Raw genomic sequence first — 12405 nt, 5'->3', positions numbered from 1 at the left:
AGAGATGTTTTTCATCTTGGGCTAGTGGTTAAAACAGCATTCCTTGCCGATTCGTATCTATTCTACCTAAGTGTTTGTATGCCAAATCGGTAACTTCTCTGCCTCGTGGGGTTCTGACGATAAATCCTTGCTGAATGAGAAAAGGCTCATACACCTCCTCAATGGTCTCGGCGCTTTCAGAAACAGCTGTAGCTAGGGTGGTTATACCCACTGGACCTCCCTTGAATTTGTCGATTATGGTAAGTAAGATTTTGTTATCCATTTCATCTAACCCGTGGGCATCAACGTTGAGGGCTTTGAGTCCGAACTGAGTAATTTCCATATCAATAGATCCATTGCCTTTGATTTGTGCAAAATCTCGAATGCGACGTAACAGCGCATTGGCAATACGAGGGGTCCCACGGCTTCTTCCTGCAAGTTCAATGGCGGCTTCCATAGTGATAGGCACCTTGAGTATTGAGGCACTGCGTTGTACTATATCGGCTAAGAGTTCGGTAGAGTAATATTGAAGTCGGCATTGAATACCAAAACGCGCCCTCATCGGTGCAGTAAGTAGCCCCGAGCGGGTGGTCGCTCCTACCAGAGTAAACGGATTTAGGTTTATTTGTACGGTACGAGCATTAGGTCCTGATTCAATCATAATATCAATCTTATAATCCTCCATAGCGGAGTATAGGTATTCCTCTACCACAGGGCTCAAACGATGTATCTCATCAATGAAAAGGACATCGCGTTCTTGCAGATTGGTCAAAAGCCCTGCCAAATCACCTGGTTTATCCAAAACGGGACCTGAAGTTATTTTGATACCTACCCCTAATTCATTGGCTAGAATGTGAGCCAGAGTAGTCTTTCCTAATCCTGGAGGTCCGTGAAAGAGCGTATGGTCAAGGGCTTCGTGGCGCATATTGGCAGCTTTAACAAAAACGGTCAAATTCTCCAGAACAGCCTCCTGCCCTGCAAAGTCATCAAATGATAACGGACGAAGGGCTTTCTCTATATCTAATTCTTGCGGAGAATAACGGTCTTTATTTGGGTCTAAATTTTTATTCATTTCAATACCTTTGAACAGGGTTTACAACACATTCTGTAATTCATTAATTCCTTACTGCCTAAAAAACACACCATAGGAAAAACGTACAAATATATCATTAACAAAATAAAAATACAAATTGAGAAAAATACGCCTCTTTGGTTGCCTTCAATAAAATATTTCAAATATATTATTTGTCAGGCACTTAAAATGTTTTTTTTGATTTTTATCGGCTTAGGTGTATCTTGTTAAAGCTTTAACAAGAGGAGAGAAGGCAGGACAGAACCATTATTTCTTGATACGATTTGTTTCGTTTGACTTCTCAAATCCCTCAAAGTGATAAAAAATCAATTAATTTTTCACCCAAATTGACATCAGAAATAATCGGTTGTGTTTGACTTAAGTCAAAAAAAAGTTAATATATTTGCAACCAAAAAATGTAACAAAAATGGGGTTAATACTTACTTACATTGTCATTGCTATTTACAGCGTTGCTTTGGTTTTGATTTTCCTGTATAGCTTATCAATGTTGAATTTACTGATAAATTATCTAAAGCATAAGCGTATAAATCACGATTCTCCCAAGTTTGACCTACTTGATGCCAAACAAGTTCCTTATGTAACTATACAACTTCCGCTGTATAACGAAAAATACGTAGTAAAACGTCTTCTGGAAAATATCTCAAAGTTAGAATATCCTAAGAATAAGCTAGAAATTCAGGTTTTAGATGATTCTACCGACGAGTCAGTTGTAGAAACTGCTGCTATTATCAATCAATTGCAGCAAAGTGGGTTGGATATTCAACACATTCGTAGAAAAGACCGTAAAGGCTTCAAAGCAGGAGCTTTAAAGGCAGGTACCGCCATAGCCAAAGGTGATTTTATTGCTATATTCGATGCTGATTTTATGCCACAACCTGACTGGCTCAAAAAAACCGTCATCTACTTCAAAAACCCCGAAATCGGTGTGGTGCAAACTCGTTGGGGACATATCAATAGAGATTATTCTATACTCACAAAAATACAAGCCTTAGCTTTAGATGTACATTTTACTCTCGAGCAAGTAGGTAGAAATTCTAAAGGACATTTCATTAACTTTAATGGAACAGCGGGAATATGGCGAAAATCTTGTATTTACGATGCAGGAAATTGGGAAGGAGATACCCTTACCGAAGACTTAGATTTGAGCTACCGAGCACAGCTTAAAAATTGGAAATTCAAATACTTAGAAGATGTAGAGACTCCAGCAGAACTTCCTGTGGTTATTTCAGCGGCACGTTCTCAACAATTCCGATGGAACAAGGGAGGTGCTGAAAATTTTCGAAAATCAATGGCAAGGGTATTAGCTTCAAAAAATATCAGTTTTAAAACCAAATTCCACGGTGTGATGCATCTTCTAAATAGTTCTATGTTTTTATGTGTGTTTTTGGTTTCCATTTTAAGTATCCCGATGCTTTACATTAAAAACACTTACGGACATTTGGGATGGGTGTTCCAAATAACTAGTTTTTTCATCATCAGTACAATAATATTATTTATATGTTATTGGGTGACTTATAGAAATATTCAAGGTAAATCTTTTGATGATTTTATTGATTATATAAAGTTATTTTTTACCTTTTTCTCGGTAGCCTTAGGCTTTTCACTGCACAATACCATAGCTGTTTTGGAAGGACATACTGGGAAAAAAAGTGAGTTCGTACGTACACCAAAATTCAATATCAGTTCACTGAAAGATAGCTGGAAAGACAATAAATACATCAACACGAAACTCTCACCCAATATGATTTTTGAGTTCATCTTGATGGGATATTTCTTGTTCGGAATGTATAGCGCTATACGTTTGAACGATTTTGGATTATTTCCTTTCCATTTGATGTTATTTTTGGGGTTCGGATTTGTATTTTTCAAGTCATTAACCTCAAAGGCTTAAAGGTAGGTAACACTTTTTTAATCTTCCCGATTTATGTTTAGCAAAGGTAGTAAACTATATAGTATATTGACAGGTACTTGTCCTAAATGTCAAAACGAAAGTATGTACGTTTCAAAAAATGCTTATAAAATGAGTGAAACGTTGAAAATGCACGAAAAATGCTCGCATTGCGGACTAAAATACAAAATTGAGCCTTCCTTTTTCTACGGAGCGATGTACGTAAGTTACGGAGTTGGGGTTGCTGTTGCTGTTGCTGCTTTTGTTATTTCGTACGTTTTTCTAAATGCAGGATTAAAATTCAGTTTTATTGCCATAGTAGCCGCATTGGTGGTTTTTATGCCTTTAATTATGCGCGTTTCAAGAAATATTTGGATAAACATTTTTATTTCATACGAAAAAGAGGAGCAATAACTCTGCTCCTCTTTTTCTTTTTATTGAAATTCATCTTCTTCATTACTTTGAATACCTAAAGCCTCGTAAATATACTTGAAGGTAGAAAGTAACTTTGGTTTTCCGTTAACGATGGCTACATCGTGCTCAAAATGGGCCGAAGGCTTACCATCGGCGGTGAGAATCGTCCAGCCGTCTTTCAATTGCTTGATACGATGTGTTCCTAAATTTATCATCGGCTCGATAGCTACCACCATACCTTCTTTAAATTTCTTACCACTACCTTTTCGTCCATAATTAGGCATTTCAGGGTCTTCGTGCATTTTTCTACCAATGCCGTGTCCCACCAATTCGCGTACTACACCGTAACCGTGTCTTTCACAGTAATTTTGAATGGCAAATCCTACATCGCCCACACGATTTCCTGCTTTGAACTCTCGAATACCGATGTAGAGTGACTCCTTAGTGATTTTGAGTAATTGTTTCACCTCGGGGGCTACTTCACCTACTTCGAAAGTATAAGCGTGGTCACCATAAAAACCGTGTTTTATAGCTCCACAATCCACCGATACAATATCGCCTTCCTCTAAAGGCTTATTATTCGGAATGCCGTGAACCACTTGTGCATTAGGGCTTACACACAACGTATTAGGGAATTTGTACAATCCTAAAAAGCCAGGTATGGCATCTTGGCTACGAATATAATCCTCTGCCATTTTATCTAACTGAAGTGTGGTTACTCCAGGTTTAATTTCACGGGCAAGCACCCCCAAAGTTCGGGAAACTACTTGGGCACTTTCTCGCATCAACTCTATTTCTTCAAGTGACTTAATCTGTATCATACTACAAAAATAACGAAATGTTTTTATTTATGGGTAAAAGTTAGTTCCTTTCCCCGTTTTTTAAATATTTTTTTGCCTCTCGCAAACTTAATTTTGACATTTTATTAGAATGTTTTTCAATGAAAGAGTGTACCCACTGCGGATTGGTTTTGCTGTAATCACGCAATGCCCACCCGATTGCTTTACGGATAAAAAAATCCGTCTGTTCTAAATTATTACAAATGATTTCAGAAAGCAATTCTTTATTTGTCTGTTCTTTACGAAGCAATTGATGGTCAATAGCAATTCGGCGTATCCATTTATTTTCATCAATGCTCCATTGTAACAAAATAGCATTCACTTCTGGGTTTTTCAAAGCAATTCCTCCTACAAGTCGGTCAAAAACATCAATAGTATCCCACCACGATTTTTGTTCGGAAAAATTTCTTAATTTTTGAATATCAGTAGGCTTGAGGGTTTCTTTCTTTAATGTCAAATAATCCAAAGCAACATATTGCAATTCCCGATAAGGACAAGCCCAGCATTGCTCAACAAATGCCCAGTCAATAGCGGAGTCCTTTTTAGTCTCCTTTAAAAAAGGGCTAACCAAACGTTTTCTCTGTGGAGCTGGAATACCAAGATAAGCAAACTGATTTTTCATATAGGCTTCCATTTTCTGTGCTTTGTCTTGATTCTTATGCTCTTGTAACAAAGAAAAAACAGCTTCAAAAGAAATCATCTTTTTTGATTTTTTATCAGGATAAAAAACAACTTAGCCAAAGTAAACACTTCGGCTAAGTCAATTTTATCTATTTTTTAAATGCTTTTATGAGTTGCGTGGTTGAAGCATCGTGGTGAGAAACGTCAGTAGCTTCAATATCCTTTAAAATATGATTTGCCAATTGTTTTCCTAATTCCACCCCCCACTGGTCGTAACTATAGATATTCCAAATAACACCTTCTACAAATATTTTGTGTTCGTACATAGCTATCAGCTTTCCTAAACTTTCAGGCGTTAGTTTATCTATCAAAAAAGTAGTAGTGGGTCGATTTCCTTCAAAAACTTTAAAAGGCAATAAACTTTCATTGACTTTATCCCCCATTTCAGCACTAACTTCAGCTTCGGTCTTTCCTTTAAGTAGAGCTTCGGTTTGAGCAAAGAAATTCGCCATCAATTTATTATGATGGTCTGTATTTCCATAAAGTGATTTTTTAAATCCGATAAAGTCCGTAGGAATGAGTTTTGTTCCTTGATGTATCAGCTGGAAAAAGGCGTGTTGCGAATTGGTTCCAGGTTCTCCCCAAATGAGGGTTCCAGTTTGATAGCCTACCTTTTTTCCGTCACGCGATACATATTTTCCGTTGCTCTCCATAATGCCTTGTTGCAGATATGCGGCAAAACGATGCAAATATTGAGTATATGGAATAATTGCTTGGCTTTCTGCTCCGTAAAAATTATTGTACCAAACACTCAATAAAGCTATTACTACGGGGATATTATTTTCAAAAGGCGTATTTTTAAAATGCTCATCCATTTGGTGAGCTCCTTTTAAAAGTTGTTCAAAATGCTCATATCCTACCGATAAGGCAATTGACAAGCCTACAGCACTCCAAAGTGAGAAACGACCACCTACCCAGTCCCACATCGGGAATACGTTGTTGCTATCAATGCCAAATTCATCTATTTTTTGTAAATTGGTAGATACAGCAACGAAATGTTTAGCAACATCTTCTGGTTTTGCCGATTGCAAAAACCATTGCTTGATGGTAGTAGCATTGCTAAGGGTTTCTTGTGTGGTAAAAGTTTTCGAAACGATAACGAAAAGCGTAGTCTCAGGATTTAGGTGCTTGATGACCTCCATAACGTGATCGCCATCTACATTGCTAACAAAATGCACGTTTAAGTGATTTTTGTAGAATTTAAGTGCCTCGGTAACCATAGCAGGTCCTAAATCAGAACCTCCAATTCCGATATTTACCACATCGGTAAATGCTTTACCTGTATATCCTTTTTTTATTCCAGAGATAATTTCTTCGGAAAAAGATTTTATTTTGGATTTAACCTTCTGTATTTCAGGAATAACGTTTTCGCCTTCCACTCGAATGACAGCATCGGTAGAGGCTCGTAGAGCAGTATGTAACACGGCTCTGTTTTCGGTGGCATTGATTAAATCACCTTCAAAGTATTTCTCAACGGCATCTTTAAGACCACACTGCTCAGCCAATTGCACCAATAAATCCATTGTGGTTGAATCCATTCTATTTTTTGAATAATCCACCAAAAAATCTTGCCATTGAATGGAAAATCTTTTGGCTCGGTTGGGGTCTTGCTCGAAAAGGGATTTCATTAACGCGTTTTGAGTGGTCTCAAAATGTTTTTGCAAAGACATCCAAGCCTTTGTAGTGGTAGGATTTACTACTTGTAACATATTTTTCTATATTTTGATAAATCAATTATTATAATTGCGAAACTTGTGTTTGCTCCATTTCGGCAGGAGACTGCTCAATTGGAGTTGCCAGCATTTGGTCAAGCTGATTTTTCAGTGGAGTGATATACTCCATATATTTAGTTTTGTATTTATCTTCAATAGGCTCGGAAGGCGGTAAAGCTTCTCTAAGTGGATCAACCTGTACTCCGTTTTTCCAGAAACGATAGCAAACGTGAGGTCCAGTTGCCAGTCCTGTACTTCCTACTTTTCCGATGACGTGTCCTTGTGGTACGTGCTGACCTTTTTTTACTAAAATTTTTGACATATGCAGATATTGAGTCGTATAGGTTTTATTATGCCGTATTTTAACGTAGTTTCCGTTACCCGCATTGTACCCTGCCTCAATAACTGTACCGCTAGCGGTACAACGAATGGGGGTTCCGTGGGGGGCAGCATAATCCGTTCCTTTATGTGCTTTCATTCTGTGTAATACCGGATGAAAACGCATACCGAAGCGCGATGAAATTCTAAAAATTTCCAACGGAGCTTTTAAAAACATCCGTTTCATAGTGTTGCCCTTTTCATCGTAAAATCCTTTTTTATTGGCTATGGAATCGGTAGTATAATTAAAAGCGTAATAAGGATTGCCTTTATGTTCAAAATATGCAGCTTTCACATTAGAAACTCCTGCGTAAATAGTATCATCTACATAGCGTTCTTCATAAATAATTTTGAAGGTGTCGCCTTCTCTTAGATGAAAAAAATCAACTGTATAATCAAATATTTGAGAAAGATTGAATGCCACATTGTAAGTCATTCCAGCATCTAGAACGGATTCGGTAAGGTTACTTTTTATAGTGCCAATACCTTCTTTTTCAATGATTGTAATTTTTCGCTTTTGATTGTAGGCATAGATGGAATCTGCCAACTGCACCACTACATAATCAGTAAGTGAAGGCTGATAGACAAAACTATGTGGTTTTTCTGGTTTTTGTTTATCAAACAAAAAAGCATAAGCCTTTCCTGCTCTTAAGGTTCGGGGGTCGAAAACAGATTTGGTTTTATCCGAAATTTGATGAATTTCAGAAATTCCAAAATTATTCATTCCTAATATTTTACCAAAGGTGTCGCCTGATTTTACGGTATCTTTGACAATATTGTATTCATCTAAATTGAATCCGAACTCAAAAACAGGCGCTTTTTTGACCTCTTCAACCACTTGAGGTATTTCCTTTTCCGTTCCTTTTTCTTCACACGCCCAAAACAATGCTATCAATGATACTACAGCCGAACTCTTTCTTAAAAAACGTTTCATAAAATGTAAATAGTCTTTTTAACCAATTGATTTTCCGAACAAACTCGCCAAATTTCGATAAAAAAAATGATAATTGAAAATTTTTACTTTGAAAATTTTAAAAAGCATAAGGCAAAATACAAAACGGACGCCTCGAAGGCATCCGTTCAAATCTGTCTATTTTTTCATTGTAGTTTCGTGCTTTAAGCCTCCAAAATCATCCAATTCTGCCCAAAGTGATCCCACTCGCAAACTGGCCCGTACTTGTACCGGAATTCGATTCTCATCATCGGTAATCCAAACGGTAAGACTCTCTTGTTCTTTAAACACACGACCGTCTTGAACCAATGGTCGAAACATTAAAGTATTTATTTTTCCGAATTTCGTTTTGATATTTTCTTTTCCTAAAAAACGAAGTTTAAATTTGAAAATTTCGTCATCATCAAAAAGCATATCTATAACGATTTCTTCACCCTCCTTAATATTTTCCAATTCTGGACGATCACGAAGCCAGTAAAAAGCGGAAATGATATCTTGAATACCTAAAGGCGTATCCATAATTGCTTCTTCATTCTTTTCTAGGTCTTTAATAGTTGCTTGTTGTTTATTATGGTCAAAAGAAATGTTCAGTTTTTTGGTATATCCGCCCTCGTAGATATCACGAATAAAAAAACGAGGTTTTTCATCTAACTTTCCGAAATAGCTCTCATAAGTATCATCTACTTTGAAAAACAAGCGTGCCAACCCAGTGGTTTGCCCTTTACCTACGGCGTGATATACCTTTTCGCCATTACGAACGGTTTCTTTGAGCTGTAAGGTAGCGTAACTGGCATTGAATATTCCGTAACGAACTCTAAATTTCATCCATTCTCCAGACTGAAAAGCTTCCTTCCTTTCTTGAGAAACTCCTTCAAAAATTGAAAATATCAACAATAATAAAAATAACCAACCCTTATTTTGTTTCTTCATACAAATCTTGTTTTTAAGTGTTATCAAGGAAGATATTACAATAAATGTACCAAAAAGAAAAAAGCCCGATAAAATATCGGACTTTTCCATTAACCAACCAAAACTTTAAATTATGAAAACTATTATTTGAAGTTTTACAATGAGCTACCACCCTCATTGCGTTGCAAAGGTACATCTTTTTTTAAGAATACACAACAAAAACACAAGTTTAACAAATATTTATAACATTCTAACGAGTTGTGTGAGTATAAACGTCAGTAAAAATCCTAAAATTATGGGTAATATGCTAGCTACAATCGTCCATCTTACACTTTTAGTTTCCTTGTATATGGTATATATAGTAGTGCTACACGGATTGTGTAGCAGACTAAAAATCATTAGATTAACGGCTGTAAGTAAAGTCCACCCTCCTGCTTTCAACAAGGTAGTGATTTGGCTTTCCGATTCTAATTCAAACATCACTCCGCTTCCAGCACCATATCCGTCTATTCCAGTAACCAAAACGGTAAGCATCAGTATAGTAGGGATGACTATTTCATTGGCAGGAATAGCGATAATATATGCCAACAGAATAACTCCATTAAGCCCAATAAACCACCCAAAACCATCAAGCCCTGAAATAGCATATTGGGCAATGGTAACCTCGCCAATACTCACATTAGCCACTAACCATATTACAGCTCCAGCGGGAGCAGCAAAAACAACGGCACGCCAAAGGACTACTAAGGTTCTGTCTATGAGTGATGTGTATAGTGTTTGTAAAAATCGAGGTGGACGATAAGGAGGTAACTCTAAATGAAAGGTAGAAACCTCGCCTTTAAGTAAGGTACGCGATAGCATCCACGAAGTAAAAAACATCAAAGCGATGCCTAAAAGGGCTATTGCAATGACTGCCAACATTGATACCCAACCCGACAAATAGGAGGGGACTAAACTTCCTATAAAGAGTGTGGCGATTAAAATTTGAGTTGGCCAACGCCCATTACACAACGAAAAGTTATTGGTAATGATTGCGATAAGTCGTTCGCGAGGGCTGTCAATAATTCGCGTAGAAACCACGCCAGCTGCATTACAGCCAAAGCCCATAGTCATCGTTAAGGCTTGTTTTCCGTGAGCTCCTGCTTTACGAAAAATGTTATCTAAATTGAAGGCAATGCGTGGTAAATACCCGAAATCTTCCAAAAGAGTAAAAATCGGGAAAAAAATAGCCATTGGAGGAAGCATTACCGATACTACCCAAGCCACCGCCAAATACACGCCATCGACCAAAAATCCAGTAAGCCACCACGGGAAATTGAGCCACGTAGCTCCTTCCTTTAAAAAAGAATATATATTATCTACAAAAATTGTGGATAGCCATTGTGACGGATAGTTTGAGCCTACTATGGTCATCCAAAGTACTCCAGACAAAATCAAAAACATAATCGGGAAACCCCAACGCTTGCTAGTAACAATACGATCAATTTTTGCATCAATATCAGTATGTTTACGTTTTTGGTCGTATAATACCACCCCTTGGGTGATTTGTGTAGCTTCGGCATAGAGGCTTTCTGAAAGTTTATCGTGAAAATTACGCCCCACTTGCCAACGCATTTCGTCGGAAAGTGCAATGATTTTCTCTATTTCTGATTCATTATTCTCACTTAGCTTGTCTATCATTTGATCAAAGTCACCCTTACGAAGCGCTTGTAGTATATCTTCATCACCTTCAAGCAAACGCATTGCTACCCAGCGACTATTGGGTAAATTAGAATATCTTTTTACCAAAATATTTTCCAATTGCCCCACACTCGCTTCAATTTCTTTAGGAAGTGAGGATAGCCTTCTAGGTTTGGTAACTACCTTATTTTGTGTTACTTCCTTAATGGCTTGTAACAGTTCAGGGATGCCCTGTTGCGAACGTGCCGAAGCCCCCACTACAGGAATTCCTAATTTGCGAGAAAGAGTACGTAGGTCAATCTCAATATGATGTCTTTTAGCTTCGTCTAGTAAATTAACGCATAAAACAGCTTTATCGGTAATTTCAAGAATTTGAAGCACTAAGTTCAAGTTACGTTCCAAACGAGTGGCATCGGCAACAATAACGGTAACATCAGGTTTAGCAAAAAGTATAAAATTTCGTGCAATTTCCTCATCTTCAGAAGTTGAAATTAAGGAATAAGTACCTGGAAGATCAATGATTTTATACTTTTTGTCTTCATAGGCAAATCCACCCTCAGAGCGAGAGACGGTTTTACCAGGCCAGTTTCCAGTATGTTGTTTAAGTCCCGTTAAAGCATTGAAAACGGTACTTTTCCCAGTGTTGGGATTACCAGCAAGAGCTACCACATAATCGTAGCCTTCAATATTGACGCCCAATCGTTTGAGTTTGGACTTTGTATTCGCCGAACAAGTATCGCAAGGAGTTGATTTGGGTTTCATTAAGTATCTATTTTTTCAATAAGTATGTGCTTGGCTTGGTCATCACGTAGCGCAATAAGCGTGTTTCGTATCAGATATGCTTTTGGGTTTTCAAGTGGGCTGCTCATTTGTACCACTACTTGGCTTCCTTTGACAAAACCTAAATCGAGCAATCGGCGACGGTTTGCTCCACGACATTCGGCAGAGATGGATAAAATTCGTCCTTTTTCGCCCAGTTTCAATCCAGAAAGCCGAACTCCTTGTGTATGCTCTAACTTTGATTCTTTGTCAAAAATGTGCACCGTAATATTTTGAGCAACCTCCGCTTTTAATACAAACTGTTCACCTTCACTATAAAAAGTGATGCTATGAGTATTTGCATCAAGTACTCTGATAATTGAGCCTACGTGAATGTCTTTATCTAAAATTTGTCGGTAAATAGCGGTGGGTTCATCTTCAATATGGATGATTCGTCCGCAGATGCCTTTTTCAAGGCGACTTAATTTTTCTCCAGAAGGAATATACAACTTACCCACTTCGGTAGGAATGGGGTCGCCGTGTGGGTCATAACGCGGATTTCCAACCTGTCTAATGATTTCTGAAAGTTGTTTTTCATTGAGGTGATGCTCCATTTTTTCGGCTTGTTTGTGCCATTGAATAGGGGCATAACCTGTTTTTTCTGCCAAAAAATGTTCGTAAAGCCGATGAGCACGTATAATTTCCAATGCGGATTGCTTCCCTGTGGCGGTCAGTTTTATTTGTTGCTGTTCCTGACGTAACCAGCCTTGATGTTGCATCTTTAGTAGTGCTTTTCGTAACATTTTTTCAGACAATGCCATACGTCCCTGTAAACATTCAAACGAAACTTCTTGCTGTGGAGAAGAATAAACCTCCTTTAAAATGTCTTCAGTAATGATTTTTAGACCTCCTGACTCTTGCTGCCATTTTGTATACCATCCTAAAGGACGAAATGCAAAATATGCTAGTACACACAAAAGGACTCCTAACAAAAATAAAATCAACCCCCACATAAATTATTCTTATAACTCCAAAAATCAGATATGAACTGTTTTCTATTGGCAAAGATACTAATTTTTAGGAATAACTAAAAATTTATATATTATTTATCAAAAAATGGA

General features: G+C 37.6%; 10 protein-coding genes. 2 read left to right on the top strand and 8 right to left on the bottom strand.

Annotated features, from left to right (window positions below; all coding sequences use genetic code 11):
- Nucleotides 1–28: 28 nt before the first annotated feature.
- On the bottom strand, nt 29–1051 hold the full coding sequence (gene ruvB / locus CGC47_RS04535; RefSeq protein WP_041985912.1) for a Holliday junction branch migration DNA helicase RuvB: 1023 nt from the start codon (nt 1049–1051) through the stop codon (nt 29–31).
- A 427-nt stretch (nt 1052–1478) separates the two neighbouring features.
- On the opposite strand from ruvB, the gene CGC47_RS04530 reads away from it, so the two are divergent.
- Nucleotides 1479–2963: a cellulose synthase family protein gene (locus tag CGC47_RS04530; RefSeq protein WP_095900048.1), complete on the top strand. Its 1485-nt coding sequence runs from the start codon at nt 1479–1481 to the stop codon at nt 2961–2963.
- A 33-nt stretch (nt 2964–2996) separates the two neighbouring features.
- Nucleotides 2997–3374 carry a DUF983 domain-containing protein gene (locus CGC47_RS04525; protein WP_041913641.1) on the top strand — a complete coding sequence of 126 codons (378 nt, stop codon included), beginning with the start codon at nt 2997–2999 and terminating at the stop codon, nt 3372–3374.
- A 20-nt stretch (nt 3375–3394) separates the two neighbouring features.
- On the opposite strand, the gene map is transcribed toward CGC47_RS04525, so the two are convergent.
- From map to CGC47_RS04490, 7 genes are all read right to left on the bottom strand, one after another.
- Entirely contained in the window at nt 3395–4195 is an 801-nt protein-coding gene (gene map, locus CGC47_RS04520) for a type I methionyl aminopeptidase (RefSeq protein ID WP_042002112.1), read from the bottom strand.
- A 40-nt stretch (nt 4196–4235) separates the two neighbouring features.
- Entirely contained in the window at nt 4236–4913 is a 678-nt protein-coding gene (locus CGC47_RS04515; RefSeq protein WP_082025348.1) for a DNA alkylation repair protein, read from the bottom strand.
- 70 nt (nt 4914–4983) lie between these two features.
- Complete coding sequence (gene pgi / locus CGC47_RS04510) at nt 4984–6603, bottom strand: glucose-6-phosphate isomerase (protein WP_042002114.1); 1620 nt, start codon at nt 6601–6603, stop codon at nt 4984–4986.
- 28 nt (nt 6604–6631) lie between these two features.
- The gene (locus CGC47_RS04505; protein ID WP_095900047.1) at nt 6632–7918 is read right to left on the bottom strand and encodes a M23 family metallopeptidase; all 1287 of its coding nucleotides are present in this window, start codon (nt 7916–7918) and stop codon (nt 6632–6634) included.
- Nucleotides 7919–8074: 156 nt separating this feature from the next.
- Complete coding sequence (locus CGC47_RS04500) at nt 8075–8866, bottom strand: DUF3108 domain-containing protein (RefSeq protein ID WP_042002144.1); 792 nt, start codon at nt 8864–8866, stop codon at nt 8075–8077.
- Between the two features lie 219 nt (nt 8867–9085).
- Nucleotides 9086–11287 (bottom strand): ferrous iron transport protein B, encoded by a 2202-nt coding sequence (gene feoB, locus CGC47_RS04495; protein ID WP_095900045.1) that lies wholly within the window; start codon nt 11285–11287, stop codon nt 9086–9088.
- The gene (locus CGC47_RS04490; RefSeq protein ID WP_052456197.1) at nt 11287–12297 is read right to left on the bottom strand and encodes a metal-dependent transcriptional regulator; all 1011 of its coding nucleotides are present in this window, start codon (nt 12295–12297) and stop codon (nt 11287–11289) included. Before CGC47_RS04490 ends, feoB begins: the two co-directional genes overlap by 1 nt.
- Nucleotides 12298–12405: the final 108 nt, after the last annotated feature.

This window comes from Capnocytophaga canimorsus (assembly GCF_002302565.1).
Lineage (GTDB): Bacteria > Bacteroidota > Bacteroidia > Flavobacteriales > Flavobacteriaceae > Capnocytophaga > Capnocytophaga canimorsus.
The sequence above is the reverse complement of the archived record's forward strand: the minus strand, read 5'-3'. Positions and strand labels throughout refer to the sequence as shown.

Excerpts from the sequence above, each read along its gene's own strand:
- pgi (WP_042002114.1), bottom strand. The coding sequence starts at position 6,603 with ATGTTACAAGTAGTAAATCCTACCACTACAAAGGCTTGGATGTCTTTG.
- CGC47_RS04525 (WP_041913641.1), top strand. The coding sequence starts at position 2,997 with ATGTTTAGCAAAGGTAGTAAACTATATAGTATATTGACAGGTACTTGT.
- CGC47_RS04500 (WP_042002144.1), bottom strand. The coding sequence starts at position 8,866 with ATGAAGAAACAAAATAAGGGTTGGTTATTTTTATTATTGTTGATATTT.
- map (WP_042002112.1), bottom strand. The coding sequence starts at position 4,195 with ATGATACAGATTAAGTCACTTGAAGAAATAGAGTTGATGCGAGAAAGT.
- ruvB (WP_041985912.1), bottom strand. The coding sequence starts at position 1,051 with ATGAATAAAAATTTAGACCCAAATAAAGACCGTTATTCTCCGCAAGAA.
- CGC47_RS04530 (WP_095900048.1), top strand. The coding sequence starts at position 1,479 with ATGGGGTTAATACTTACTTACATTGTCATTGCTATTTACAGCGTTGCT.
- CGC47_RS04515 (WP_082025348.1), bottom strand. The coding sequence starts at position 4,913 with ATGATTTCTTTTGAAGCTGTTTTTTCTTTGTTACAAGAGCATAAGAAT.
- CGC47_RS04490 (WP_052456197.1), bottom strand. The coding sequence starts at position 12,297 with ATGTGGGGGTTGATTTTATTTTTGTTAGGAGTCCTTTTGTGTGTACTA.
- feoB (WP_095900045.1), bottom strand. The coding sequence starts at position 11,287 with ATGAAACCCAAATCAACTCCTTGCGATACTTGTTCGGCGAATACAAAG.
- CGC47_RS04505 (WP_095900047.1), bottom strand. The coding sequence starts at position 7,918 with ATGAAACGTTTTTTAAGAAAGAGTTCGGCTGTAGTATCATTGATAGCA.